The organism is Pseudomonas sp. LBUM1679 (assembly GCF_059695565.1).
The window spans coordinates 3641427-3667159 of record NZ_CP166774.1 but is presented as its reverse complement, the minus strand read 5'-3'; the positions used below and the strand labels follow the sequence as shown (position 1 = coordinate 3667159).

At 61.1% G+C, this 25733-nt stretch carries 23 protein-coding genes; 10 read left to right on the top strand and 13 right to left on the bottom strand.

Annotation, left to right across the window (positions count from 1 at the left end):
• The first annotated feature begins 342 nt into the window (after nucleotides 1-342).
• Complete coding sequence (locus ACA062_RS16685; protein WP_497452088.1) at nucleotides 343-1155, top strand: crotonase/enoyl-CoA hydratase family protein; 813 nt, start codon at nucleotides 343-345, stop codon at nucleotides 1153-1155.
• 5 nt (nucleotides 1156-1160) lie between these two features.
• Entirely contained in the window at nucleotides 1161-1991 is an 831-nt protein-coding gene (gene nudC / locus ACA062_RS16680) for an NAD(+) diphosphatase (RefSeq protein ID WP_497452087.1), read from the top strand.
• Here the strand turns inward: nudC and ACA062_RS16675 are convergent.
• From ACA062_RS16675 to ACA062_RS16665, 3 genes are all read right to left on the bottom strand, one after another.
• Nucleotides 1959-2738 (bottom strand): TSUP family transporter, encoded by a 780-nt coding sequence (locus ACA062_RS16675; protein WP_307330527.1) that lies wholly within the window; start codon nucleotides 2736-2738, stop codon nucleotides 1959-1961. The genes nudC and ACA062_RS16675 overlap by 33 nt on opposite strands.
• 302 nt (nucleotides 2739-3040) lie before the next feature.
• Entirely contained in the window at nucleotides 3041-3517 is a 477-nt protein-coding gene (locus ACA062_RS16670) for a nuclear transport factor 2 family protein (protein ID WP_497452086.1), read from the bottom strand.
• 56 nt (nucleotides 3518-3573) lie between these two features.
• Nucleotides 3574-4137 (bottom strand): TetR/AcrR family transcriptional regulator, encoded by a 564-nt coding sequence (locus ACA062_RS16665; RefSeq protein ID WP_497452085.1) that lies wholly within the window; start codon nucleotides 4135-4137, stop codon nucleotides 3574-3576.
• A 282-nt stretch (nucleotides 4138-4419) separates the two neighbouring features.
• Here ACA062_RS16665 and pssA point away from each other — a divergent pair, with 282 nt between their 5' ends.
• The 7 genes from pssA to ACA062_RS16630 all read left to right on the top strand — a co-directional run bounded on the left by pssA (nucleotide 4420) and on the right by ACA062_RS16630 (nucleotide 12979).
• Complete coding sequence (gene pssA, locus ACA062_RS16660) at nucleotides 4420-5763, top strand: CDP-diacylglycerol--serine O-phosphatidyltransferase (protein WP_497452084.1); 1344 nt, start codon at nucleotides 4420-4422, stop codon at nucleotides 5761-5763.
• The gene (locus tag ACA062_RS16655; protein ID WP_497452083.1) at nucleotides 5763-6779 is read left to right on the top strand and encodes an AraC family transcriptional regulator; all 1017 of its coding nucleotides are present in this window, start codon (nucleotides 5763-5765) and stop codon (nucleotides 6777-6779) included. The genes pssA and ACA062_RS16655 overlap by 1 nt, the downstream gene beginning before the upstream one ends.
• 276 nt (nucleotides 6780-7055) lie before the next feature.
• On the top strand, nucleotides 7056-8720 hold the full coding sequence (locus tag ACA062_RS16650) for an AMP-binding protein (protein WP_497452082.1): 1665 nt from the start codon (nucleotides 7056-7058) through the stop codon (nucleotides 8718-8720).
• A 16-nt stretch (nucleotides 8721-8736) separates the two neighbouring features.
• Nucleotides 8737-9498: an SDR family NAD(P)-dependent oxidoreductase gene (locus ACA062_RS16645; RefSeq protein ID WP_497452081.1), complete on the top strand. Its 762-nt coding sequence runs from the start codon at nucleotides 8737-8739 to the stop codon at nucleotides 9496-9498.
• A 12-nt stretch (nucleotides 9499-9510) separates the two neighbouring features.
• The gene (locus tag ACA062_RS16640) at nucleotides 9511-10704 is read left to right on the top strand and encodes an acetyl-CoA C-acyltransferase (protein WP_497452080.1); all 1194 of its coding nucleotides are present in this window, start codon (nucleotides 9511-9513) and stop codon (nucleotides 10702-10704) included.
• Nucleotides 10705-10939: 235 nt separating this feature from the next.
• Nucleotides 10940-12067 (top strand): acyl-CoA dehydrogenase, encoded by a 1128-nt coding sequence (locus tag ACA062_RS16635; protein ID WP_497452079.1) that lies wholly within the window; start codon nucleotides 10940-10942, stop codon nucleotides 12065-12067.
• Nucleotides 12068-12205: 138 nt separating this feature from the next.
• Nucleotides 12206-12979, top strand: a complete 774-nt coding sequence (locus tag ACA062_RS16630) for an enoyl-CoA hydratase (RefSeq protein ID WP_497452078.1) — start codon at nucleotides 12206-12208, stop codon at nucleotides 12977-12979.
• Nucleotides 12980-13094: 115 nt separating this feature from the next.
• On the opposite strand, the gene ACA062_RS16625 is transcribed toward ACA062_RS16630, so the two are convergent.
• The 10 genes from ACA062_RS16625 to argH all read right to left on the bottom strand — a co-directional run bounded on the left by ACA062_RS16625 (nucleotide 13095) and on the right by argH (nucleotide 24425).
• Nucleotides 13095-14246, bottom strand: coding sequence for an acyl-CoA dehydrogenase family protein (locus tag ACA062_RS16625; RefSeq protein WP_059402381.1), 1152 nt, complete (start codon nucleotides 14244-14246; stop codon nucleotides 13095-13097).
• Nucleotides 14247-14249: 3 nt separating this feature from the next.
• Nucleotides 14250-15356, bottom strand: a complete 1107-nt coding sequence (locus ACA062_RS16620; protein WP_497452077.1) for an enoyl-CoA hydratase/isomerase family protein — start codon at nucleotides 15354-15356, stop codon at nucleotides 14250-14252.
• 236 nt (nucleotides 15357-15592) lie between these two features.
• Complete coding sequence (locus tag ACA062_RS16615; RefSeq protein ID WP_497452076.1) at nucleotides 15593-16300, bottom strand: HPP family protein; 708 nt, start codon at nucleotides 16298-16300, stop codon at nucleotides 15593-15595.
• A 158-nt stretch (nucleotides 16301-16458) separates the two neighbouring features.
• A complete protein-coding gene (locus ACA062_RS16610) occupies nucleotides 16459-17637 on the bottom strand; it encodes an MFS transporter (protein WP_497452075.1) in 1179 nt (392 codons plus the stop codon).
• 389 nt (nucleotides 17638-18026) lie between these two features.
• Entirely contained in the window at nucleotides 18027-18914 is an 888-nt protein-coding gene (locus ACA062_RS16605) for a polysaccharide deacetylase family protein (RefSeq protein WP_497452074.1), read from the bottom strand.
• Entirely contained in the window at nucleotides 18907-19755 is an 849-nt protein-coding gene (locus ACA062_RS16600) for a polysaccharide deacetylase family protein (RefSeq protein WP_497452073.1), read from the bottom strand. The genes ACA062_RS16605 and ACA062_RS16600 overlap by 8 nt, the downstream gene beginning before the upstream one ends.
• 289 nt (nucleotides 19756-20044) lie before the next feature.
• Entirely contained in the window at nucleotides 20045-20869 is an 825-nt protein-coding gene (locus ACA062_RS16595) for an ABC transporter substrate-binding protein (RefSeq protein ID WP_497452072.1), read from the bottom strand.
• A gap of 321 nt (nucleotides 20870-21190) precedes the next feature.
• Nucleotides 21191-21955, bottom strand: a complete 765-nt coding sequence (locus ACA062_RS16590; protein ID WP_064677852.1) for an amino acid ABC transporter ATP-binding protein — start codon at nucleotides 21953-21955, stop codon at nucleotides 21191-21193.
• 10 nt (nucleotides 21956-21965) lie between these two features.
• Complete coding sequence (locus ACA062_RS16585) at nucleotides 21966-22844, bottom strand: amino acid ABC transporter permease (RefSeq protein WP_497452071.1); 879 nt, start codon at nucleotides 22842-22844, stop codon at nucleotides 21966-21968.
• Between the two features lie 153 nt (nucleotides 22845-22997).
• Nucleotides 22998-24425 (bottom strand): argininosuccinate lyase, encoded by a 1428-nt coding sequence (gene argH, locus ACA062_RS16580; protein WP_497452070.1) that lies wholly within the window; start codon nucleotides 24423-24425, stop codon nucleotides 22998-23000.
• Nucleotides 24426-24753: 328 nt separating this feature from the next.
• Between argH and ACA062_RS16575 the strand changes: the two genes are divergently transcribed.
• Complete coding sequence (locus ACA062_RS16575; RefSeq protein WP_497452069.1) at nucleotides 24754-25719, top strand: LysR family transcriptional regulator; 966 nt, start codon at nucleotides 24754-24756, stop codon at nucleotides 25717-25719.
• Nucleotides 25720-25733: the final 14 nt, after the last annotated feature.

Here is a 25733-nt window from a genome sequence, read left to right as displayed (position 1 = left end):
TTTTTTTCACTTTATGACTGACCGGTTTCGCCTCGCGGAAAGGAGTCTAGGCCAGAACTTAGAGCGGGGAAGGCCGAATGGCAAAATTGTTCGACAATCGGTGCAAAGAGGTACGAGCGTACCGTTTAGAAGGCGAAATTCACCGACGAAGGGCAGCTTTTTCAATGATTTGGCGTCAAAAAATCTTAGTAACGACACGTTATCGTGCACAAGTCGGCCAGGCGAGTGCGCTTTTATGGTGCGCTGGTTCGTCCCGCTTTTGGCCGAACCGCTGCCTTACGGGGCACCTTGCGGCCTTGATATAGTTCGGCTCTCGTTCTTGCCCGGTAAAGGATCACTCGCATGGCTCAGTACACCGCATTCACCGTCGAACTGGCAGATAAGATCGCCCACGTGCAGATCAATCGTCCTGAGAAGATCAATTCGATGAACGCAGCGTTCTGGAGCGAAATCATCGAAATTTTCCAGTGGATCGATGACACCGACGAAGTCCGGGTGGTGGTGCTCAGTGGCGCCGGCAAGCATTTCTCTTCCGGCATCGACCTGATGATGCTGGCGGGCGTGGCCAATGAGCTGGGCAAGGATGTCGGGCGTAACGCGCGCTTGCTGCGGCGCAAGATCCTGGCGCTGCAGGCGTCGTTCAATGCCGTCGACCAATGCCGCAAGCCGGTGCTGGCAGCGGTCCAGGGTTATTGCCTGGGCGGCGCCATCGACCTGATTGCCGCCTGCGACATGCGCTACGCCGCCGAAGACGCGCAATTCTCGATCAAGGAAATCGACATCGGCATGGCCGCCGACGTCGGCACCTTGCAACGCTTGCCGCGGATCATCGGTGACGGCATGCTGCGTGAACTGGCTTACACTGGTCGCTCGTTTGGCGCCGAGGAGGCGCGGGGCATGGGCCTGGTCAATCGCGTCTACAGCGATGCTGCCAGCCTGCTTGACGGCGTGATGGGCATTGCCCGGGAGATTGCCGGCAAGTCGCCGATCGCCATCACCGGCACCAAGGAGATGATCAGCTACATGCGCGACCATCGCATTGACGACGGCCTCGAATACGTCGCCACCTGGAACGCCGCCATGCTGCAATCCACCGATCTGCGCGTGGCCATGGCCGCCCATATGAGCAAACAGAAACCCGAATTTCTGGATTGATTAAAATGACTTCACGCTGGACCACTGCAGTACTGGACACCGATCAACCCGGCGGCTGGGCCGTGGCGCGCAGCCCCGAAGGCTTTCTGTACGACGACAATGGCGCGTTGTTCCCCCGCGAATGGCTCAAACGCCAGGACCTGCCGATCCTCGCCGAGCACGGCATCGGCCATCTGGATGGTGAGCCGGTCTATCTGCTGGAGTTGCGCAGTCACAGCGAAGTGCCGGGCTGCAACTGGAAAGGCTTGCGTGCCTTCATGCTCGAAGACGACCACGGGGTGTTCAAGGTGCTCGGTTATGCGGCGCAGATCGGCACCTGGGCGCGCGAGCATCGCTTCTGCGGTAATTGCGGGCAGGCGACCCGCCAGGTCGTGCGCGAACGGGCGATGTACTGCGAGCCTTGCGACTTACGCTATTACCCGCGCATCTCGCCGAGCATGATCGTGCTGATCACCCGTGGCGACGAAATCCTGCTCGCACGCTCACCGCGTTTTGTCACCGGGGTCTATAGCACGCTGGCGGGGTTTGCCGAGCCGGGCGAGTCGGCCGAGGACTGCCTGATTCGCGAGGTCCGTGAAGAGGTGCAGATCGAAGTCAGGAACATCCAGTACATGGGCAGCCAGTGCTGGCCGTTCCCGCATTCGATGATGCTCGGCTTCCATGCCGAGTATGCGGGAGGCGAGATCGTCTGCCAGGAAGACGAAATCGAAGACGCCCAGTGGTTCAACATTAACGTGCTGCCGCCGTTGCCGGCGTCACGCTCGATTGCCCGTTACCTGATCGACGTCTATGTGGCGCGGCGCCTAGGCCACGCTGAACCAGTGCTGCCAGGCTAACCGCACGGTCAGCCCAAGTACCACGGTGATGAACACCGGGCGAATGAATTTCGCACCGCCGCTGATGGCGGTGCGAGCGCCGAAGAAAGCGCCGACCATCACCGACAGGCCCATGCTCAGGCCGATGATCCAGTCCACTTGCCCGGAAAACACGAATACCGACAGCGCCGCAATGTTGCTGACGAAGTTCATGCTGCGCGCCACGCCGCTGGCCTTCACCAGGTCAATGGGGTACATCAGCATGCTGCTGACGGTCCAGAAAGCCCCGGTGCCGGGGCCGGCCACGCCATCGTAGAAGCCGAGGCTGAAGCCCTGGCTCGATTGCCACTTCTTCCTGATCGGTGCGTCGCTGTCCAGCGGTGCCTTCGGCGTGCCTCCAAACAATAGATAGAGGCCGCAGGCGAAGACGATCACCGGGAGCATCTTGTTCAACCATTCCGCGGGCAGGTAATGCGCGACCACGGCACCGGTCAGGGCGCCGACCAGAGTGCCCACGATGGCATGCACCCACTGTCTTGGATGGAACAGCTTGCGGCGGTAGAACGTAAAGCTGGCGGTGGCCGAGCCGAAGGTCGAACTGAGTTTGTTGGTGCCCAGCACCAGGTGCGGTGGCAGGCCGGCGGTCAACAGTGCCGGGGTAGTCAACAAGCCACCCCCGCCGGCAATGGCGTCGATGAAACCGGCAACAAAAGCGACAAGGGCGAGGATGGCCAGGGTGGTGAGGTCAACGCTGAGTTCGAAAGGCATGGAATCGGCTTATTCGGCAGGACGCAGAAGGAGGCTGCGGGGAAGGGCCGGTATCTTACCTGCATCCATTCTTGGGGGCGACCGCGATTCCTTGTGGACCGCGGGTGATCGCGATTGCTTGTATAACGCGGACGATCGCGATTGTTTGTGTAACGTTGGTGACCGCGATTGCATTGTGTAATGCCGGCGACCGCGACTGCTTTTGTAGGAGCTGGCTTGCCAGCGAAGGGGCGTCAAGTCATGCGCTGAACTTGAGGACGCCTTCGCTGGCAAGCCAGCTCCTACAGGGGGGGTGGTGTTGGCTAGAGGCCGAGGTCGGACAGGCCTGGATGATCGTCCGGACGACGCCCCAGCGGCCAGTGGAACTTGCGCTCGCTTTCCTTGATCGGCATGTCGTTGATGCTGGCGAATCGATTGGCCATCAAACCGTCCTCATTGAACTCCCAATTCTCGTTGCCATAGGACCGGAACCAGTTGCCGGAGTCGTCGTGCCATTCGTAGGCGTAACGCACGGCGATGCGGTTGTCCGTAAAGGCCCAGAGCTCCTTGATCAAGCGATAATCCAGCTCCTTGGCCCATTTACGGCTCAGAAAGCCTTTGGCTTCTTCGCGGTTGTTGGCGAATTCGGCACGGTTACGCCATCGGGTGTCCAGGGTATAGGCCAGCGACACCCGTTGCGGGTCGCGGGAGTTCCAGCCGTCTTCGGCCAGGCGAACTTTCTCGATGGCCGATTCACGGGTGAAGGGCGGTAATGGCGGACGAACTTCGGCGTTAGACATGTAAAGACTCCCTGGCAAATTAAAGTTCAAGCAAGGTGTCGGGCTTATTTGGAGTGTCACAGGTCCAATAACTTTCGCGCCATGCATTGCGCATTATCGGCGGCACTGTGATCACCTATGACAAGCGCCACGGTAATGGCACCATCGATCAGGATCAGCAGCTGTCTGGCCAGCGTATCCGGGTCGGTAGCGCCATGTTCGGTACAAAGCTCGCGCAGGTAATCGAGCAACTTCTGTTTGTGGTCTTTGGCGACCTGGCGAACCGGGTCCTGCGGGTCGCCGGTTTCACCGCTGGTGTTGATGAAGGCACAGCCACGAAAGCCTTCCGAAGCAAACCAGGCCTTGAGCACGGTGAACAGGTTGAGCAGCCGCCCGGCCGGCGTTTCGGCCTGGTCGACTGCGCTCCGGTACCAGTGCATCCAGCGCACGTCGCGCCGCCGCAGCGCCGCGACGGTCAGCGCCTCCTTGCTGGCGAAGTAGCGGTAAATACTTTTCCTGGAGACGCCGGCGGTTTTCACCAGAAGGTCCATGCCAGTGGCGGCGATACCACTTTTGTAGATCAACTTCTCGGTGACATCCAGAATGATGTCGCGTGTGTCGTTGCTGGTTATTTCGTTCATGGGACAAACAGTAGAACGATCGTTCTACTTGGTCAAGCGGCTATTTTTATCGTCTATTAAATCGCCTTCGCTGGCAAGCCAGCTCCTACAGGGTGATCGCATTCCCCTGTAGGAGCTGGCTTGCCAGCGAAGGCGCCAGAACAGACACCAACAAAACCCCAAACAAAACCCAAGACAAGAGCCAAGACAAGAGCCAAGACAAGAGCCAAGACCCAAACAAGACCCAAACCCATCCATGGTGTAAGCTCTCAACCTCTTCGGATTCGACCCACTGCGAGCCCTATGCCGTCGCTTTTCAAACGCTCTCTGCTGCCCAAACTGCGCAGTTTTCCGCTGACCGCCGATGCCGTCACTATCCTCTCAGGCGCTGCCGAGTTCCGCCGTTGCCTGCTGGAAAAAATCGCCCAGGCGACCCAGCGCATCTATATCGTCGCGCTCTACCTGCAGCAGGACGAAGCCGGCCAGGAAATCCTCGATGCGTTGCACGCCGCCAAACTGGCGCGTCCGGAACTGGACGTGGTGGTAGTCGTCGACTGGCTGCGTGCCCAGCGTGGCTTGATTGGCGCCGGCAAGCAGCCGGGCAACTCCGCCTGGTATCAGGAAACCACCCGTACCCGCGACAGCGTGGTCCCGGTGTACGGCGTTCCCGTACAGACCCGAGAGCTGTTCGGCGTCCTGCACCTGAAGGGTTTTGTGATCGACGACTGCGTGATCTACAGCGGCGCCAGTCTGAACAACGTCTATCTGCACAAGTTCGACAAATACCGCTACGACCGTTATCACCTGCTGCAGAACAGCGCGCTGGCCGATTCGATGCAGCACCTGATCCAGCATGGCCTGATGGCCTCCAAGGCAGTGCATCGCCTGGACTTGCCGAACCTGCCGACCACCCGCAGCCTGCGCAACGACATCGGTGACCTGCGCAGCCGCCTCAAGCACGCGGCGTACGACACCACCACGGGCACTACCGCCAAAGACGGCTTGACCGTCAGCCCGTTGCTCGGCGTGGGCAAGAACAATCCGTTGAGCCGGGTGATTTGCGAGTTGATCGCCAGTGCCCGGCATCAACTGACCATCTGCACGCCGTATTTCAACCTGCCGCTGGCGGTCACCCGGGAAATCAACCGGGCGCTGGCGCGAGGGGTGAAGATCGACATCGTGGTCGGGGACAAGACCGCCAACGATTTCTACATCCCGCCGAGCGAACCGTTCAAGGTGATCGCTGCGCTGCCGTACCTGTACGAGATCAGCCTGCGGCGCTTCGCCAAGCGTCATCATCGCAGCATAGAAAGCGGTCTGTTGAACCTGCACCTGTGGAAGGACGGCGACAACACCTATCACCTCAAAGGCATGTGGATCGATCAGCGTTACACCTTGTTGACCGGCAACAATCTCAACCCGCGGGCATTTCGGCTGGACCTGGAAAACGCGCTGCTGATCGATGACCCCAACGGTGAATTGCTTGAGCCGCGGCGAAAAGAACTGGACGAGATTTTCCAGCACACCCGCCGCATCGAGCGTTACCAGGCGCTGGACACACTGCTGGAATACCCACCGGCGGTGGCCAAATTTCTCAAGCGCGTGAGCAGGGTACGGATCGAGCGGTTGCTCTATCGGATTCTCTAATGTCGGAAAAAGACACCATTTCCATGCAACTGGTGCGTGAAGCGCTGTTGCAAAGTTGCGCCCCGGGCGCTGCCACCGAAGAGGTGTTGGACAAGGTCGGCATCGATCCGGCACTGCTACAGACCACCGACGCTCGTGTCCCGGCTACTGCGTATGCGCGCCTGTGGCGATTGCTGGCCCGGCGCCGGGACGACGAGTTTTTTGGCATGGACCCGCGCCAGCTCAAATCCGGCAGCCTGGAGTTTCTCTGTCGTTGCTCCATGGTCCAGCCGAGCCTGGCCGCCGGCCTGGCCTCGGGCCTGGGTTTCCTGTCGCTGATGCTGGAACACCTGCCCGCACAATTGGTGCGCCAGCAAAGCCTGGCGGAGATCGTGCTGCTGGAGGACGACCAGGACCCGCGTCGGGCCTTCACCTATTTCACCTACTGGATGATCGTTCACGGCGTGGCCTGCTGGCTGGCGGGGCGGCGGATTCCGATCCTGGCCATCGAACTGCGCTGCCCGGAGCCGGACTTCTGCGATGACTATCAGGTGATGTTCTCTGAAAACCTGCGTTTTGATCGGCCGCGTACGCGAATGATCTTCTCCGCCGAGTGCCTGGATGTGCCGATCAAGCGCAGCCCTGAAGAACTCAAGCGTTTCCTGGCGCACGCACCGGCCAATATCCTGGTCAAGTATCGCGACCCGGAAAGCCTGGCCAGCCGAATCAAGCACGATTTGCGGCAATTGCCCGCCGAACGCTGGCCGGAGACCGAGGCGCTGGCACAGCAGCTGTGCATGTCGGCCTCGACCTTGCGCCGGCGCCTGGCCGAAGAAGGGCAGACCTATCAGGGCCTCAAGGACAGCGTGCGCAAGGAGTTGGCGATCGTGTGGCTGGCCGAGCCAGCCATCAGTTTTGCCGAGATTGCCACGCGTTTGGGGTTTGCCGATACCAGCTCGTTCTACAAGGCGTTTCGCAAGTGGTCGGGGTCGAATCCGGGGCATTACCGCAGTTTGATCCTTAACGAGGCTGATTGATCCGGATTTTGCGGTGATTGGGCTGACGCTTTCGCTGGCAAGCCAGCTCCTACAGGGATTGTCAGTGATCACAAGTGTTGTGTACGCCGCAGAACCCCTGTAGGAGCTGGCTTGCCAGCGAAGGCGTCAGCACTGGCGCTGCACCTCCCGGATCTTGGCCAAACCAGTCACACAACTTGATAGCTTTGACCATTGTCCCGCTCCCCGTGTAGAGCGAGTATTTCCCTGTTACTTACGGTTCCCCCAACCTAATAAGAAGACACAGGGATTCTGGCAATGCGCGATTACTTGTCTGCCACGTCACAGTTCGATTATCAGCACACCGTCGACGCCGCACTCGCGGGCGATCTGACGGCCCTCAACGCCTGTGTCGAGTGTTGCGACCGGCATGCCTTGCCGGGGCGCATCGCGCTGTTCTGGGAAGGCCGCGACGGCGCCAGCGCGACCTACACCTTCACCGACTTGCAGGACAAGGCCGCGCGTTTTGCCAATTTCCTGTTGGCCCAGGGCGTGAAGAAGGGCGACAAGGTCGCCGGCCTCCTGCCGCGTAACATCGAGTTGCTGATCACCGTGTTCGCCACCTGGCGCATCGGCGCGGTCTATCAGCCGCTGTTCACCGCGTTCGGCCCCAAGGCCATCGAACACCGCCTGAGCAGTTCCGGCGCCAAAGTGGTGGTCACCGACGCGGTCAATCGCTCGAAACTGATGGAAGTGGCCGACTGCCCGACCATCGTCACCGTTGCCGGTCCCAAGGGGCAGGGCATCGTCCGGGGCGATTACAGTTTCTGGGCCGAACTGGCCAATTTTTCCTCCCATTGCGAACCGGTGCTGCTGACCGGCGAAGACCCGTTCCTGCTGATGTTCACCTCGGGCACCACCGGCCCGTCCAAAGCGCTGTCGGTGCCGCTCAAGGCCATCGTTGCCTTCCAGAGCTACACCCGTGACGCCGTGGACCTGCGCCCTGAAGATGCGTTCTGGAACGTCGCCGATCCGGGCTGGGCCTATGGCATCTATTTCGGCGTCACCGGGCCGATGTCGATGGGCCACCCGATCACCTTCTACGATGGTCCGTTCACCCTCGAAAGCACCTGCCGGGTGATCAACAAATACGGGATCACCAACCTCACCGGCTCACCGACCGCCTATCGCCTGTTGATCGCCGGCGGCGACGAGTTCGCCCGCTCGATCAAGGGCAAGCTGCGCATCGTCAGCAGTGCCGGCGAGCCGCTGAACCCGGAAGTGATCCGCTGGTTCGCCGACAACCTCGGCGTGGTGATCCACGATCATTACGGCCAGACCGAACTGGGCATGGTGCTGTGCAATCACCATGGCCTGGCGCATCCGATCCACATGGGCGCCGCCGGATTTGCCTCGCCGGGCCACCGCATCGTGGTGCTGGACGCCGAGTACAAGGAACTCGGCGTCGGCCAGCCAGGCATCCTGGCCATCGATCGCACCCAGTCGCCGATGTGCTGGTTCGGCGGGTACGAAGGTGCGCCGACCAAAGCCTTCGTCGGCAACTATTACCTGAGCGGCGACACCGTCGAGTGGAACCCGGACGGCAGCATCAGTTTCGTCGGCCGCAGTGACGATGTGATCACCACGTCGGGTTACCGGGTCGGCCCGTTCGACGTGGAAAGCGCGTTGATCGAGCACCCGGCGGTGGTCGAAGCCGCAGTGGTCGGCAAACCCGACCCGGAGCGCACCGAACTGGTCAAAGCCTTCGTGGTGCTCAGCGCGCAATACCGTCCTGAACCGGAGCTGGCCGAAGAACTGCGCCAACACGTGCGCAAGCGCCTGGCCGCGCACTCATACCCCCGTGAAATCGAATTTGTCAGCGAGTTGCCGAAAACCCCAAGCGGCAAGTTGCAGCGCTTTATCTTGCGCAACCAGGAGATCGCCAAGGCTCAAGAGGCTGCGGCGAAGAACCCTTCAGCTTGAATCCAAGGACACAATGATGCAGATCGCAAACAAGGTTTTTCTCGTCACCGGCGGTGCGTCCGGTCTCGGCGCGGCCACCGCTGAAATGCTGGTCGCTGCCGGTGCAAAAGTCATGCTGGTGGACATGAACGCCGAGGCGGTTGCCGCTCAGGCGCAACGTCTGGGCGCGCAAAGCGTGGTGGCCGATATCAGCAACGAAGCGGCGGCCGAAGCCGCGGTGCAGGCCACGGTCAAAGCGTTCGGTGGCCTCAATGGCCTGGTCAATTGCGCCGGCATCGTGCGTGGCGAGAAAATCCTCGGCAAGACCGGCCCGCATGTGCTGGCCAATTTCAGCCAGGTGATCAACGTCAACCTGATCGGCAGCTTCAACATGCTGCGCCTGGCGGCGGCGGCGATTGCCGAGACCGAAGCGGATACCGATGGCGAGCGCGGGGTGATCATCAACACCGCCTCGGCAGCGGCTTACGATGGCCAGATCGGCCAGGCAGCCTACGCGGCCTCCAAAGGCGCGATCGTCAGCCTGACTTTGCCCGCCGCCCGTGAACTGGCGCGCTTCGGCATTCGCGTGATGACCATCGCCCCGGGGATTTTCGAAACGCCGATGATGGCTGGCATGACCCCGGAGGTCCGCGCGTCGCTCGCCGCCGGCGTGCCGTTTCCGCCGCGCCTGGGCAAACCGGACGAGTATGCCGGCCTGGTCAGGCATATCATTGAAAACAGCATGCTCAATGGCGAGGTGATCCGTCTCGACGGCGCCTTGCGCATGGCCGCCAAGTAAAGAGGATTTGTCATGACTATTGCCAACGATCCAATTGTTATCGTCAGCGCCGTCCGCACCCCGATGGGCGGTTTCCAGGGCGAACTGAAAAGCCTGACCGCGCCGCAACTCGGTGCGGCAGCGATCAAAGCCGCGGTTGAACGCGCCGGTATTGCGCCGGATGCGGTTGAAGAAGTGCTGTTTGGCTGCGTACTGCCCGCCGGCCTCGGCCAGGCGCCTGCACGTCAGGCCGCCCTCGGCGCCGGGCTGGATAAATCGACCCGCTGCACCACCCTGAACAAGATGTGCGGCTCGGGCATGGAAGCGGCCATTCTCGCGCACGACATGCTGGTGGCCGGCAGCGCCGAGGTGGTGGTCGCCGGCGGCATGGAAAGCATGTCCAACGCGCCGTATCTGCTCGACCGCGCGCGCAGCGGTTACCGCATGGGCCACGGTCGCGTACTCGACCACATGTTCCTCGACGGCCTGGAAGACGCCTACGACAAAGGCCGTTTGATGGGCACCTTCGCCGAGGATTGCGCTGAAACCCACGGTTTCACCCGTGAAGCCCAGGACGCGTTTGCCATTGCTTCGACCACCCGCGCGCAGCAGGCGATCAAGGACGGCAGCTTCAAGGACGAGATCGTGCCGCTCACCGTGACCGTCGGCAAGGAGCAGGTGCTGATCAGCCACGACGAACAGCCACCGAAAGCCAGGCTGGACAAGATCGCCTCGCTGAAACCGGCGTTCCGCGAGGGCGGCACTGTCACTGCGGCGAACTCCAGTTCGATCTCCGACGGCGCGGCGGCACTGGTGCTGATGCGCCGTTCCGAGGCCGAGAAGCGCGGCCTGAAACCGTTGGCGGTGATTCACGGCCACGCCGCGTTTGCCGATACCCCGGGCTTGTTCCCGGTGGCTCCGGTGGGCGCGATCAAGAAACTGATGAAGAAAACCGGCTGGTCCCTGGACGAAGTCGATCTGGTGGAAGTCAACGAAGCTTTCGCCGTGGTCAGTCTGGTGACCATGACCAAATTGGAAATCCCCCACGAGAAGGTCAACGTTCACGGCGGCGCTTGCGCCCTGGGTCACCCGATCGGTGCGTCCGGTGCGCGGATCCTCGTGACCTTGCTCTCGGCCCTGCGCCAGAAAGGCCTGAAGCGTGGTGTCGCAGCGATCTGCATCGGTGGCGGTGAAGCGACGGCGATGGCCGTGGAATGCCTGTACTGAAGCCACCACCGATCCCTGTAGGAGCTGGCTTGCCAGCGAATGCGGTATGTCATTCAACACTGATGTCGACTGACACGGCCTCTTCGCGATCCCTGTGGGAGCGGGCTTGCCCGCGATGGCGGTTTGCCAGACGCCAATGATCTCGTCTGACAGGTTGCAATCGCGGGCAAGCCCGCTCCCACAGGTCCAGTGTTTCAACCAGGCATTTTGTACAAACGGTTTTTAAGGATTTGCCATGATTCCCAATGACGAACAACTTCAGATCAGCGACGCGGCCCGGCAGTTTGCCCAGGAACGGCTGAAACCGTTCGCCGCGCAATGGGACCGCGAACACCGCTTCCCCAAGGAAGCCATCGGCGAGATGGCACAGTTGGGCTTCTTCGGCATGCTGGTGCCGGAAGAGTGGGGCGGTTGCGACACCGGTTACCTGGCCTACGCCATGGCCCTGGAGGAAATCGCCGCCGGTGACGGTTCCTGCTCGACCATCATGAGCGTCCACAACTCGGTGGGGTGTGTGCCGATCCTCAAGTACGGCAACGACGAGCAGAAAGAGCGCTTCCTCAAACCGCTGGCCAGCGGCGCGATGCTGGGTGCCTTCGCCCTGACCGAACCCCAGGCCGGCTCCGATGCCAGTGGCCTGAAAACCCGCGCCCGCCTGAACGGCGACCACTACGTGCTCAACGGCTGCAAGCAGTTCATCACGTCGGGGCAAAACGCCGGGGTGGTGATCGTCTTCGCCGTGACTGATCCGGGTGCGGGCAAGCGTGGTATCAGCGCGTTCATCGTGCCGACCGACTCGCCGGGCTACACAGTCGCACGGGTCGAGGACAAGCTGGGTCAGCATGCTTCCGACACCTGCCAGATTCTGTTCGAAGACGTGAAAGTGCCGCTGGCCAACCGTCTGGGCGAGGAGGGCGAAGGGTACCGGATCGCCCTGGCCAACCTCGAAGGCGGCCGTGTCGGCATCGCCTCGCAATCGGTGGGCATGGCCCGTGCCGCGTTCGAAGCGGCCCGGGACTACGCCCGTGAGCGCGAGAGCTTCGGCAAGCCGATCATTGAACACCAGGCCGTAGCGTTCCGTCTGGCCGATATGGCCACCCAGATCGCCGTGGCCCGGCAGATGGTGCATTACGCTGCAGCGCTGCGTGACAGCGGCAAACCGGCCTTGGTCGAAGCGTCGATGGCCAAACTGTTCGCCTCGGAAATGGCCGAGAAGGTATGCTCTTCGGCATTGCAAACCCTTGGCGGCTACGGTTACTTGAACGATTTCCCTTTGGAGCGGATCTACCGCGACGTGCGTGTCTGCCAGATCTACGAAGGCACCAGCGATATCCAGCGCATGGTCATTTCGCGCAATCTATAAACGGAACCCCTGTAGGAGCTGCCGAAGGCTGCGATCTTTTGATCTGCTCTTTAAAAACAACATCAAAAGATCGCAGCCTCGTTTCACTCGGCAGCTCCTACCCGGGGGCAAGGCTTTTACAATGCTTAGGAGTCATACATGAGTTACGAAACGATTTTGCTGGAAACCCATGGTCGCGTGGGCCTGATTACCCTCAACCGTCCGCAGGCGTTGAACGCGTTGAATGCGCAGATCGTCAGCGAACTGAACCAGGCCCTCGACGGCCTGGAGGCCGATTCGAATATCGGCTGCATCGTGCTGACCGGCTCGAAAAAAGCCTTCGCCGCCGGCGCCGACATCAAGGAAATGGCCGAGCTGACCTACCCGCAGATCTACCTTGACGATCTGTTCAGCGACAGCGACCGCGTAGCCAACCGCCGCAAGCCGGTCATCGCCGCGGTCAATGGTTTCGCCTTGGGCGGCGGTTGTGAGCTGGCGTTGATGTGCGATTTCATCCTGGCGGGTGACAACGCGAAGTTCGGTCAACCGGAAATCAACCTCGGCGTGCTCCCGGGCATGGGCGGCACCCAGCGCCTGACCCGCGCCGTGGGCAAGGCCAAGGCCATGGAAATGTGCCTCAGCGGCCGCCTGATCGACGCGGTGGAAGCCGAGCGTTGCGGGATCGTCGCGCGGATCGTTCCGGCGGATGAACTGCTGGAAGAAGCACTGAAAGTCGCGGCCAAGATTGCCGCGAAGTCGCTGCCGATTGCGATGATGGTCAAGGAAAGCGTCAACCGCGCGTTTGAAGTGAGCCTGTCGGAAGGCGTGCGCTTTGAGCGTCGGGTGTTCCATGCGGCGTTTGCGACGCAGGATCAGAAGGAAGGGATGGCGGCCTTTATTGCCAAGCGTGACGCTGAGTTCAAAGGGAAGTGATGTAGCGTTCTTGCGGACGCCTTCGCGGGCAAGCCTCGCTCCTACAGGTTATCGGTGTTCGCATGAACAACTCATAACCCGTAGGAGCGAGGCTTGCCCGCGAAGCTTTTAAGCTTCACACCAGGTAGTGCTTCAGTTCTCGGGCAATCACCATCCGCTGTATCTCGCTCGACCCTTCATAAATCTGCGTGATCCGCGCATCCCGGTAATAACGCTCCACCGGGTAATCCTCCAGATACCCATACCCGCCATGAATCTGCATCGCCGACGAGCAGACCTTCTCGGCCATTTCCGAGGCAAACAGCTTCGCTTGTGAAGCCTCCGACAGGCAAGGCTTGCCGGCACTGCGCAAGCGCGCGGCATGCAGGATCAGCAACCGCGCCGCGTTCAGGCGTGTGTGCATATCGGCCAGCATATTGGCGATGCTCTGGTGCTCGATGATCGGTTTGTCGAACTGGACCCGATCCCGCGAATAGGCCAGCGCCGCTTCGAATGCCGCACGCGCAATCCCCAACGCCTGCGCCGCGATACCGATGCGACCCCCTTCGAGGTTCGACAGGGCGATGGCCAGGCCTTTGCCGCGTTCGCCGAGCAGGTTGGCTTCGGGGATCGTGCAGTTGCTCAGGGTCACCGCGCAGGTATCGGAAGCGCGGATGCCCATCTTGTGTTCGGTGCGGTCGACGATGAAACCTGCCGTGTCCGTGGGCACCAGGAACGCCGAGATGCCGCGCTTGCCCAGATCCGGATCGGTCACCGCGAAGACGATCGCCAGTTTCGCCCGTTTGCCGTTGCTGACGAATTGCTTGGCGCCGTTGATCACCCACTGGCCATCACGCAATTCGGCGCGGGTGCGCAGGTTGTGGGCTTCGGAACCGGCCTGGGGTTCGGTCAGGCAGAAGCAACCGATGGCCTGGCCGCTCGCCAGGTCCGGCAGCCAGGTCTGTTTCTGTTCTTCGGTGCCGTAGTTCAACACCGGTCCGCAGCCCACCGAGTTGTGGATGCTCATCAGCGCGCCAGTGGCACCGTCGCCGGCAGAGATTTCTTCCACCGCCAGGGCGTAGGCGACGTAGTCGACGTAGGTGCCGCCCCATTCCTCGGGCACCACCATGCCCAGCAGGCCCAGTTCGCCCATTTTCGCCACCAGGCCATCATCGATCCAGCCGGCCTTTTCCCAAGCCTGGGCGTGGGGCGCGATTTCGCCGCGGGCAAAGTCCCGGGCCATGTCGCGGATCATGACTTGTTCTTCGCTCAATTCGATATCGTGCATGGCTCAGCTCCGGCTTGGGTCAAACCCGCTGAAAAAACTCGCGACGTGCCCGGCGTCCAGCGCCTGCAAGGTCGGCGGGTTCCAGCGCGGGCTCTTGTCTTTGTCGATCAGCAAGGCGCGCACGCCTTCGATCAGGTCGCCGCGCGCGAACCACTGACGGTCCAGGTGCAGCTCAAGGGCGAAGCAGTCTTCCAGGCTCAGGTGCCGACCGCGGCGCAACATGTCCAGGGTCACACCCATGGCCAGCGGCGAACGGCTTTGCAGCAGGTCGGCGGTGGCCACGGCCCACTCATGACTGTCGGCAACCGTTACTTCACGCAGTTGCTCAACAATACTCGGCACATCGGGCAGGGCGAAGAAGTGATCGATAGCCGGACGCAATACACTCAGTGGCGCGTCGGGCAGTTGTTGCACCGCGAGCGTTGCCAGCAAGCCTTGCAGATCCTTGAGCGGCGTGTCGTGCCATTGCAGCCGATCGAGTTGCTCGTCCAGGGTGCCGAGCGTGCTGCTGTCCAGATACCAGTCGGCCAAGCCGCAATAGAGCGCGTCGGCCGCACGGATCTGCACGCCGCTGACGCCGAGATAGATGCCCAGTTCACCAGGTACCCGCGACAGGAAGTGGCTGCCGCCGACGTCCGGAAAATAACCGATCCCGACTTCCGGCATCGCCAGGCGGCTTTTCTCGGTGACCACCCGCAAGTCGGCGCCTTGCACCAGGCCCATGCCGCCGCCCAGGACGAAACCGTCCATCAAGGCCAGGACCGGTTTGCGGTAGCGGTGAATCGCCAGATCGAGGGCGTATTCCTCGACGAAAAAATCCTCGTGCAGGGTGTCGCCGTTCTTGAAGCTGTCGTACAGCGAGCGAATATCGCCGCCGGCACAGAAAGCCTTCTCGCCGGCACCGCGCAATACCACCGCATGCACCTGCGGGTCCTGCGCCCAGACGTCGAGCTGACGCTGCAGCGTGCGCACCATGTCCAGGGTCAGGGCATTGAGGCCGGCGGGGCGATTGAGGATCAGGTGACCGATATGGTTGCGAACCTCGGCCAGCACTTCGTTTTGCGTGGCATCCATGGACGAAGTCCCCGGAGAAGAAACCTGAGCAGTCATCAGTAACTCCCTGCTTTTATTGTTCTTTATAGACAAGCTCGCACGCGAGCGATGCTGGATCGTACCAGTGCAAATTTGTTATGTACAACCGGGAAATGTGCAGGTACTCCCTGCATATTTGCATGACCCTACATGTGGGAGCGAGCTTGCTCGCGAAGGCGATGTGTCATTCAATATCGATGGTGACTGACACGGCCTCATCGCGAGCAAGCTCGCTCCCACAGGGATGTGTGTCGTCAGGAAATCTGGCTCAGAACTTCACCAATACTGCGACGTTTGGCGTGCAACTCACTGATATGGATCAGTTGTTCCAGATCTTCCGGGGTAACGTCGAAGAACGCTTCCATCTCCGCCAAGGCCAGTTTCAGGTCCTGGGCGGTGATGGCCTGGTTGTCGAGCGGCGGGTGATCGGCCGGCACCACGGCAACCGGTTCGCTGGCACGCTTGGGGTAACGGATGCGGGTCAGGTTGTTATAGGCCAGGGCGCAGAGCAGCATGGTCGAGCCGCTGAGCATCACCGGACCGAGTGCTTTCCAGTCCAGGGCGATGGTCGCCGGGTCCGCCAGCACCAACAGCAACGCCAGCGCTCCGGCAGGCGGGTGCAGGCAACGCAACCAGCACATCAGAATCAACGCCATGCCCGCTGCCAGGGACGCGCTGCCAAGGGTCCGTCCGAGCACATGCGCGACCAGCAACGAGACTACCCCGGCGCTCAAATACCCGCCAAGAATCGACCAGGGCTGGGCCAGTGCGCCAGAGGACACGGCGAACAGCAACACGGCCGAGGCACCCAGCGGGCCGATCAGATGCTGCGCCACTGGCATGCCGAATACCTGGCTGCAGAGCCAGACGCTGAACATCGTGCCCAGGGACATGCCAATGGCGGCGCGACTCCATTCGGAAGGACGGGTATTGATGGCAGCGGGTAACCAGCGAGCAAGCATGAGGCACAGGATCCGTAGAAAAAATCGAGGCAAAAAAAAGGCTTAGCTGGGATACCCAGAAAGCCCTTGAAGGTGTTCCAACTATTGGGGGAGGAACCGGCACAGTGTGCCGTTCAATCCTGATGCTGACAAATTCATATTAATGAAGCTTCAATTCATTATTTCTGAAGTATGGCGACCCGCCGCCCACTCATGAAACACAGGACCCCCCCCATGGCAGTCAGCGCGCTCAAGGCATAGAACATGGTAGGCGCAGGGGAGTGCAGCAGCAGGTAACCGCAGATCACCGGACTCAAGGCCCCGCCCAGGGCGGCGAGGTTCTGTGCGCCGTAGTAACTGCCGCGCAGTTCCTCTGGCGCCAGGGTATCGACGAAGAGGAATTCGGCGGGGTAGATGATCATTTCACCGAGGGTGAAGATGAACATCGCTACGCACCAGGACACCAGGCTGTCGGCCAGGCTGAAGCCGATCAGCCCGACGATGAACAGGCTGGTGCCGCCGGCGATCCAGTAGCGCAGTTGTTCGCGCTTGAGGAAACGGCCGATCTGGTATTGCAGCAGGATCACGCTGATGGCGTTACAGGCGAGCAGGGCAGCCATGGTTTGCAGGGCACGCTTGGAATCCTGGGTCACCAGCAGGTATTGCGACAGGTACAACGTGAAGCGGCCGTGGACCACGGTGCTGAGCAGGCAGCCGCAGGTGAACATGATCAGCGTGCGGTCGTTTTTCAGGGTGACCAGGGTCTTGAGGAAACTCTGGGGTTGGCCGATGGCGGGTGGCAGGGCCGAGTCCTTCGGTATCCCGATCATCAGGAAAATACTGAAGAACGCGATACCGCCGGCGATCAGGAACGGTGCAATCGGATACACGCCGGCAATCACCACGCCCAACATCGGGCCGGTGGCGTAGCCGATGTTGGTCAAGGTGTAACGCAGGGAAAACGCCTTGGCGCGTTGGCCCATGGGCAGGTTTTCGCTGAGGATCGCCTTCGAGCCGATCAGGAACAGTGCCGAGGCGGTTTCGGTGATTACCAGGGTGGCGGTGGTCAGGTAGAGGTTGTCGGCGAAGGTCAGCAGCACGAAGCCGATAGCGCTGGAGAGCATCGCGAGGATCAGCAGCCGGCGCTTCTCGAGGCGGTCGATGATGTAACCGCCGTAGAGCGCGAGCAACGTGGCGATGAAGACCGCGATGCCCAGCAGCAAACCGACGTCCTGTTGGTTGAGGCCGAGTTTATTGCTCAGGAACAGCGTGAGCAGCGGGCTGGTGATGGCACGGCTGACGACGATGGTCAGTGAAACGATCATCAATCGGCGGATAACGAGTGAGTAAGTGGCCACGGGGGGGCAAATGTCCTTATTCAGATGTTGTAGTGTTCAGATTGATACCGAGTCGCTGCCCTTCGCGAGCAAGCTCGCTCCCACAGGGGAATGCATTCCAGCTGTGGGAGCTGTGTGGTTCGCCGGTGTATCGGGGCGTGGCCATTCGCGAGCAGGCTCGCTCCCACAGGGAAGCGCATTTCAACTGTGGGAGCTTGTGTGGTTTGCCGGTGTACCGAGTCGCGGTCATTCGCGAGCAGGCTCGCTCCCACAGGGGAATGCATTCCAACTGTGGGAGCGGGCTTGCTCGCGAAGGGGCCGGGTCAGGCAATGCCATAATCAATTCAGTCATAGGTCCAGCGACCCGACCGATTCCAGTTCATCCAGCGCCAGCCGCTGCATCCGCGCACTCATGAAAGGTAATCCCGGTAATGCCGCTCATACACTGAAGCGGGATGATCCTCGGTCACCGGTGCCGCCGAATCGGCCCACCATCGGGCGACGTCGGCGCCCGTGGCAATCCACACGTCTTCATGCTGTTGAATCCCCTCAAGCAACCCGTGCAGCACGCCAATCCGCCCCGGCGTGGCGATGATTTCCGGGTGCAGCCGCAGCACATAACACAAGCCAAACCGGTGAAACCCGGCGAAGTCCATTTGCAGGTTGCCCAAGGTGTGGCTGTAAGACGCGATCCGCGATTGCGCCGGTGGCACGGCGGGGCTGAGGTTGAAGGCGAAGTAGGGTTCGTCTTCCAGTTCGTAGTGCAGCGGCAGTTCGATGACCTCAGGCGCGGTCGGGTGAGCGAATGGCAAGTCATCGCCGCGCCAGGATGAGGACCAGCGAATGCCGTGATCCTTCAACGCCTCGATGAAACCCGGCGCGCCATTGCCGGCCGGAATACGAAACCCGGTCGGACGCTGGCCGGTCAGCGCAGTCAACGCCGCGCATCCCTTGGCGATCTCGGCGCTCTGCGCGGCCAGGTCCAGCGTGTCGTAGTTTTGATGGCGATAGCCGGCGCAGGCAATCTCGTGGCCGCCCGCCTGGATGGCCCGAATGTGTTCCGGGTTTTCCTCGGCGACGATACCGGGAATGCACCAGCTGCTGGAGACACCCAACTCTGCAAACAACCTGAGCAAGCGCTCGACGCCGCGCTGGCTGCCATAACGCCAGACCGAGAGCGTCTTGTCGCGCCCGGCGACTTCAGGGGCTTGCGTCAGGATGCCATGGACATCGTTGTAATCGACGGTCAGCACCACGGCGCAACGGTAGCCTTTGGGCCAGACAGTGGAATCAGCCATGGTGATGCTCCTTGAGCCACCAGTGGGCGACATCGCGGCAGGTGGCGAACCACACGTCATCGCGCTGGCGCATGTGTTCGAAGAGTTTTTCCAGCAGCAGGATGCGCCCCGGTTTTCCGGTGATCTTGGGGTGGAACAGGGTGGTCAGGCACAGGCCTTCGTTCATCGCACCGTCGTATTCGCGGCACCAGTTGTCCAGGGTCAGCGCGTAGCTGGCGGTGCGGTCCAGGCCGCAAGGAAAGTCTGGCGCTCGCGTATAGGCGATGGAGGCGTAGTCGTCCATTTCCCAGCGCCCGGGGATTTCCACCAGCGGGGTGGCAAAGCCCGGCACCTTGACCAGGTACGGCCGGTCATCGCCGCGCATGCTGCTGGAGTAGGTCACGCCGGCCTCGACCAGCATCGCCGGCGTCTCGGCGCGCCAGTCGCCGGACGGGGTGCGGAAACCTTCGGCGCGAATGTGCAGGTGTTGCCAGAACACCTCGCGGGATTTTTTCATCACGTCCTTTTGCTGCTCCAGCGTCAGGGCGTAAAAGGATTCGTGTTTGTAGCCGTGGTAGGCCACCTCATGTCCGCGCTCGACAATGGCCTGGCACTGTTTCGGCCAGTTCTCCACCACCCAGGCCGGGACGAAGAACGTCGTCGGAATCCGGAACTCGTCGAGCAGGTCGAGGAGCCTCGGCAGCGCCCGATAGGGGCCGTAACCACCGAAACCGAAGTATTCGGGCTTGCGCCAGATCGAGCCATTGAGCATGGCATCGCCGGTGGGGCCATCGAGGTCGAAGGCCAGGGCGAGGCAGGCTTTGTGCTGGTCGGGCCAGGTGGGTTGTGGCGAGGAGGACATTGTGGCGCTCCATTGTTTACGGGTAAAACGCAGGACCTGTGGGAGCGGGCTTGCCCGCGATAAGGCCCGCACATACAACATCGATGTCGCCTGACAGGTCGCCATCGCGGGCAAGCCCGCTCCCACAAGTATTTTCGGTTGCCCTCAGAGTCTGGATCGACATCAGACCCTGTGGGAGCGAGACCGGCTTGCCGGCGAAGAGGCCGGCACATTCAACATCGTTGTCGCATGGCAGATCGCTTTCGCCGGCAAGCCGGTCTCGCTCCCACAGAAGGCATTCCCAGGATCCTTATTTCCCGGCGTTGATGGTCACGGTCTTGATCGCGCCCAGCTCCAGGTCCCATTTTTTCAGGATGGTCTGGTAGGTCCCGTCATCGATCATGCTCTGCAACGCAACCTTCACCGCTTCACTGAGCTCGGGCTTTTTCTTGCTCACGCCCAGCCCGGTGAACTGCTCGGAGATCGGCAGGCCCACGGTCTTGTACATGTCCTTTTCCTGAGTCTTCAGGTACGACAAGGTCTCGCTGCCCTGCATCGCCGCATCGATACGGCTCTGGCGCAGCTGTGCACGGGCGTCGGCCGAGCCTTCGGTGCCGATCACATTGATCGCAGGCTTGCCGGCGGCTTCGCAATTGGCCTTGCTCCATTCGGCGATTTCCGCCGGGAAGGTCGTGCGGCGGCTGGTGCCGACCTTCTTGCCGCACAGGTCGATGATCTCGTTGGTGTCCTTGTTTTTCTGCAAGGTGTAGAACTGCGGCCCGCTGGTGAAGTAGTCGACGAAGGTGACACTGGCCTGGCGTTCGGCCGTGTCGGTCATGCCCGACATCACCATGTCCACACGGTCGGTGGTCAAGGCGTTGATCATTTGCTCGAAGCCGGTTTCCTGCCACTTGATCTTCACGCCCAGGCGTTCGGCCAGGGCATTGCCCAGGTCATAGTCGAGCCCGGTGAGGGTATTGGTGGCCGGGTCCTTGAAGTCCATCGGCGGGTAGTTCGGCATGATCGCTACCACGACTTCGCCCTTGGCCTTGATGCTGGCCGGCAATTCGGCGGCGAAAGTGAAGCCGGAGACCATAACGCCTGCGAGTACTGCTGGAATAATGAAGTTCTTCATGGTCGTTCTCTTATGAGTGTTGTGAGGCGGCTCTTGTTTTCCAAGCACGGCATCTAGGGGGCGTTCTCAATTAGTTTCCCCTCCGCGCCGGGTCTGCTGTTGTGCAGGGCAAGGCGCGAGAAGCGTGGTTTGGTCATTCCAAATAAGCTTCGAGCAACGCAGCCCTGCACAACAGCAGGCCCGGCCCTTCGGGTTGTGCCTTAAAGCGGGCCAGGCTGCGTTGCAGGCCTTGGAAAGGGAACAACCATTCCCGGCGGCCTGCGCCTTGCCTGGCCCGCTTTAAGGCGACAACGCGGTGGGGAAACTAATTGAGAACGCCCCCTAGGTTCGAACGGCAGAAATGAAGCTTTGGGTGCGCGGGTTTTGCGGACTTATCAGTATTTCTTCGGGGCTTCCAGCCTCCACGATCTGCCCGCCGTCCATGAACACCATGCGGTTGGACACCTCGCGAGCGAAGCCCAGTTCATGGGTGACGACGATCATGGTCATGCCGGTCTGCGCCAGATCGCGCATCACCGACAGCACCTCACCGACCAGTTCCGGGTCGAGTGCCGAAGTGGGTTCATCGAACAGCATCAGCTTGGGACGCATGGCCAACGCGCGGGCAATGGCAACACGTTGTTGCTGGCCACCCGACAGTTCGATCGGGTAGCTGTTGCGCTTGTCGGCCAGGCCGACGCGTGCGAGCAGTTCCACCGCTTCTTCGTGCGCCTCCTTGGGCGAACGCTTGAGCACCTGGCAGGGCCCTTCGATGATGTTTTGCAGCACAGTCATGTGCGGGAACAGGTTGAAACGCTGGAACACCATGCCGGTGGACAGGCGTTGCCGGGCGATCTGCGATTCGTTGAGCTCGTACAGTTTATTGCCGGCGATGCGGTAGCCCACCAGTTCGCCGTCGACCCACAGGCCGCCCTTGTCGATCTTTTCCAGCTGGTTGATGCAGCGTAGCAAGGTGCTTTTGCCGGAGCCGGAAGGGCCGATGATGCACAGCACTTCGCCTTGCTCGACTTCGATGTTGACGTCCTTGAGTGCGTGGAAATGGTCGTAGTACTTGTTCAGGCTCACGGCCTTGACGATGCTTCTCATGTCGGACTCCTCAAGAACGCTTGCCGGCGCCGCGAGCGAAACGACGCTCCAGTCGGCTTTGACCGAAGGACAGCACGGTGACGGTGGCCAGGTACCAGATACCGGCGACGATCAGCAGCTCCATGACCCGGGCGTTGGCGTAGTAAATGTTCTGGGCGTTGTAGAGCAGTTCCGAATACTGGATGACGCTCGCCAGGGACGTCATTTTCACCATGCCGATGAATTCGTTGCCCACCGGCGGAATGATCACCCGCATGGCCTGGGGCAGGATGATCCGGCGCAGCGCTTGCAGGCGCGGCATGCCGATCGACTTGGCGGCTTCGTACTGGCCGGTGTCCACCGACAACAGGCCGGCACGCACTACTTCGGCGGTGTAGGCGCCCTGGTTGATGCTCAAGCCGAGCAGGGCCGCCACGAAGGGCGTCATCAGGGTCACGGTGTCCATTTCGAATAGTCCGGGGATGCCGATCGTGGGGAAGATCAGCGCCAGGTTGAACCACAACAGCAGTTGCAAAATCAGCGGCGTACCGCGAAACAGCCAGGTGTAGGTCACTGCCACGTAGCGCAGGATCGGATTGGCCGACATGCGCATGATCGCCGTGATCACCCCGAAGACGATGCCCAGGGCCATCGCCAGCACCGCCATGACGATGGTATTGAGCAACCCCCACATGATCGCCTGGGAGGTGAGGAACTGGCCGATGTACGACCATTCGATCTTGCCTTCGGCGAAGGCCCGAATCAGGCCGAGAATGGCGATGACGATCACGGTGGCGAAAAAGATCCGCCCGTAATAGCGTCGTGGCACATGGTGATACTGGGTGATATCGAACTGGTTTTCCGCCAGTTTGCGCTCCGCCTGGAGTCGTTCTGCCTGAGTCTGGCTCATGTTGCTTCTCCGTACACTTGGTAATTCAGGCCAACCGCGATCCCCTGTAGGAGCTGGCTTGCCAGCGAAAGCGGCTTAACATTCAACATCTTTGTTGACTGATACACCGCCTTCGCTGGCAAGCCAGCTCCTACAGGGGGTTTGCGTCGTCGATCAGAGCCGGAAGCCCTGATAGTTCTCGGTCCACTCTTGCTGCGCGGCGAGGGCGGTTTTCAAGCGGCCGATCTGCTCGCGCACCTGTTGCGGCGCGGTTCCACCCCAGCCACTGCGCGCAGCGATGGCGGCTTCGAGGGTCAGGCTCTCGCGCACCTCAGGCGTCAGGCGCGGATCGATCTCCGCCAACAGCGCCGGCGAGGCTTCCCACAGTTCGATGTCATGTTTCTCGCAGGCCTGGACCAGCGCACCGGTGATTTCGTGGGCCTCCTTGAACGGCACGCCGCGCATGGCCAGCCAGTCGGCGACTTCGGTGGCGAGGGTGAAGCCCAGCGGCGCCTGACGCCGCAGCTCTTCGACATTGACCGTCATGGTCGCGACCATTCCGGCCATGGCCGGCAGCACCAGCAGCAAGGTGTCGACGCTGTCAAGCACGCTGTGCTTGTCTTCACTCAAGTCGCGGTTGTACGACAGTGGCAGGGATTTGAGGGTCGACAGCAGGCCGGTCAGGTTACCGATCAGGCGGCCAGCCTTGCCTCGGGCCAGTTCGGCAATGTCCGGGTTCTTCTTCTGCGGCATGATCGAACTGCCGGTGGCGTAGGCATCGTCCAGCGCAACCCAGCGAAATTGCCGGGACGACCACAGGCAGAACTCTTCCGCGAGGCGGGAAATGTTGATCCCGAGCATGCTGGCGATAAACAGGAATTCGGCGACGTGATCGCGGCTGGCCACGGCGTCGATGGAATTTTCGCAGACACCGCTATAACCCATTTCCCTGGCCGACTGCTGCGGCAGGCGCGCAATGGCGGAGCCGGCCATGGCCGCCGCGCCGAGTGGCGACAGCGAGGTGCGAACGTCCCAGTCCACCAGGCGCTGCACATCGCGCAGCATGGATTGGGCGTGGGCCAGCAAGTGGTGCGCGAAGACGATCGGCTGGGCCTGCTGCAGGTGAGTGAACCCCGGGCAGATGCTGTCGACGTGTTGCTCGGCCTGATCCACCAGGGCGTGCTGCAAGGCCAGGACTTCAACGGCCAGGGTGCGCACGTGATCACGCAGGAACAGGCGCAGGTCGTTGGCAGTCTGGTCATTGCGCGAACGACCGGCGCGGAGTTTGCCGCCCAGGGCGCCGAGGCGTTCGGTCAACAGGCGTTCGATGAAGGTGTGGACGTCTTCGTCGTCCAGGGTCGGGGCGATGCTGCCTGCGCGAAAGTCAGCGCCAATGCGTTCCAGCGCGTCGAGCATGGCCTGGGTTTCCTGCTCGCTCAACAGCCCGGCGCGTTGCAGTTCACGGGCATGCGCCTTGGAACCGGCGAGGTCGTACGGGGTGAGCCGGAAATAGCGTTCAGGGCAACGGGACAGGGCCGCCAGGGCTTCGGACGGGCCGCTTTTGAAGCGGGCACCCCAGAGACGGTCGGTGGGTTGGGACATTGTTGTTTTCCTCGTCGTTGCTCGCAGGTGAATGGTGTTGTGGCCAGGAGCTTCGCTGGCAAGCCAGCTCCTACAGGGGATCGGTGTCACACCGGAAATGATTCGGGCGTGACTCGGTCCAGGCTGTGTTCAAGAGGGCAGTTGCGAAGTGGCGGAAGTTGATCGAAATGTCAGCTTTTAACAGTTCGAAATCAGTGAGTTGGCACTGACGGGCGCAATTGATTAGCGGTTGCCAAGCCTGGTTTTCTGTGTTCATTATTATTGGCCAGCTGTGTTTTTGTTGTTGTGCACAGAGTGTTGAATAGGGCGCCAGAGGTAAATAAGCATTATGGAAACCCCACTTTCCAATTCCGGAAACCCGCCGCCTAAAACGTCGCATCGGGCACCGCTGACCCTCAGTGGCCTGGACTTCAAATTGCTCAAAGTGTTCAAGGCCGTGGTTGAGGCCGGAGGCTTCAGTGCGGCCCAGAACGAGTTGAATGTGGGGCTGGCAGCCATCAGCAAACAGATTTCCGACCTTGAAATTCGCATCGGCATGCGCCTGTGTACTCGGGGCCGGGAGGGCTTTCACCTGACCGAAGAAGGCAGCCTGGTGTATCAGGCATCCATTGATCTGTTTGCCTCGGTCGATAACTTCCGGGATCGTCTTAGTTCAGCGCAAAACGAACTTATTGGCGACCTTGGCGTGGGGGTTATAGACAATACGATTTCCGATGCCCATTCGCCGTTAGTTGCTGCACTTAGACGGATTAACGAAGCGTCGCCCAAAGTAAGATTGCAACTTCAGACCTCGCAACTGGATGAAGTGGAAAGGGCCGTGGTAGAGGGGCGGTTGCTGGCGGGGATTGTCCCGGTTTATCAACGCCGGGAAGAGTTCGATTACTACGCGCTTTATGAGGAGCGCTCACACGTCTACTGCGCTGTCGACCACCCGTTGTTCACCCTGCCGGAGGCGGAAATGGGCAGCAATGTGCTCAAGGACTACGAGTGCATCAACCACCGTTATGCGATACATCGCGACAAACTGAATTTTGCCCACTACGACAGCTCTTCGGCCTCTGCGACCCAGGTCGAAGCGGTGGCGCTGTTGATCAAGACCGGGCGTTTCGTCGGCTTTCTACCCGAGCATTACGCCGCCTCGCTGGTGGCCCAGGGGCAATTTCGAGCCGTGCGTCCGGACCTGATCCACATCGATACCCCGTTCAACCTGATCCTGCGCCACAACACCGTGCGCAGTCCGCTGGTGAAGGCGTTTGCCCAGGCGTTGGGCGTCGACTTGAAGGTGCCAGCTTGATGGTTCATCCGATG

Bases quoted from the DNA above. Each gene is read 5' to 3' on its own strand.
- ACA062_RS16685 (WP_497452088.1), top strand. From the start codon at position 343: ATGGCTCAGTACACCGCATTCACCGTCGAACTGGCAGATAAGATCGCC.
- nudC (WP_497452087.1), top strand. From the start codon at position 1,161: ATGACTTCACGCTGGACCACTGCAGTACTGGACACCGATCAACCCGGC.
- ACA062_RS16675 (WP_307330527.1), bottom strand. From the start codon at position 2,738: ATGCCTTTCGAACTCAGCGTTGACCTCACCACCCTGGCCATCCTCGCC.
- ACA062_RS16670 (WP_497452086.1), bottom strand. From the start codon at position 3,517: ATGTCTAACGCCGAAGTTCGTCCGCCATTACCGCCCTTCACCCGTGAA.
- ACA062_RS16665 (WP_497452085.1), bottom strand. From the start codon at position 4,137: ATGAACGAAATAACCAGCAACGACACACGCGACATCATTCTGGATGTC.
- pssA (WP_497452084.1), top strand. From the start codon at position 4,420: ATGCCGTCGCTTTTCAAACGCTCTCTGCTGCCCAAACTGCGCAGTTTT.
- ACA062_RS16655 (WP_497452083.1), top strand. From the start codon at position 5,763: ATGTCGGAAAAAGACACCATTTCCATGCAACTGGTGCGTGAAGCGCTG.
- ACA062_RS16650 (WP_497452082.1), top strand. From the start codon at position 7,056: ATGCGCGATTACTTGTCTGCCACGTCACAGTTCGATTATCAGCACACC.
- ACA062_RS16645 (WP_497452081.1), top strand. From the start codon at position 8,737: ATGCAGATCGCAAACAAGGTTTTTCTCGTCACCGGCGGTGCGTCCGGT.
- ACA062_RS16640 (WP_497452080.1), top strand. From the start codon at position 9,511: ATGACTATTGCCAACGATCCAATTGTTATCGTCAGCGCCGTCCGCACC.
- ACA062_RS16635 (WP_497452079.1), top strand. From the start codon at position 10,940: ATGATTCCCAATGACGAACAACTTCAGATCAGCGACGCGGCCCGGCAG.
- ACA062_RS16630 (WP_497452078.1), top strand. From the start codon at position 12,206: ATGAGTTACGAAACGATTTTGCTGGAAACCCATGGTCGCGTGGGCCTG.
- ACA062_RS16625 (WP_059402381.1), bottom strand. From the start codon at position 14,246: ATGCACGATATCGAATTGAGCGAAGAACAAGTCATGATCCGCGACATG.
- ACA062_RS16620 (WP_497452077.1), bottom strand. From the start codon at position 15,356: ATGACTGCTCAGGTTTCTTCTCCGGGGACTTCGTCCATGGATGCCACG.
- ACA062_RS16615 (WP_497452076.1), bottom strand. From the start codon at position 16,300: ATGCTTGCTCGCTGGTTACCCGCTGCCATCAATACCCGTCCTTCCGAA.
- ACA062_RS16605 (WP_497452074.1), bottom strand. From the start codon at position 18,914: ATGGCTGATTCCACTGTCTGGCCCAAAGGCTACCGTTGCGCCGTGGTG.
- ACA062_RS16600 (WP_497452073.1), bottom strand. From the start codon at position 19,755: ATGTCCTCCTCGCCACAACCCACCTGGCCCGACCAGCACAAAGCCTGC.
- ACA062_RS16595 (WP_497452072.1), bottom strand. From the start codon at position 20,869: ATGAAGAACTTCATTATTCCAGCAGTACTCGCAGGCGTTATGGTCTCC.
- ACA062_RS16590 (WP_064677852.1), bottom strand. From the start codon at position 21,955: ATGAGAAGCATCGTCAAGGCCGTGAGCCTGAACAAGTACTACGACCAT.
- ACA062_RS16585 (WP_497452071.1), bottom strand. From the start codon at position 22,844: ATGAGCCAGACTCAGGCAGAACGACTCCAGGCGGAGCGCAAACTGGCG.
- argH (WP_497452070.1), bottom strand. From the start codon at position 24,425: ATGTCCCAACCCACCGACCGTCTCTGGGGTGCCCGCTTCAAAAGCGGC.
- ACA062_RS16575 (WP_497452069.1), top strand. From the start codon at position 24,754: ATGGAAACCCCACTTTCCAATTCCGGAAACCCGCCGCCTAAAACGTCG.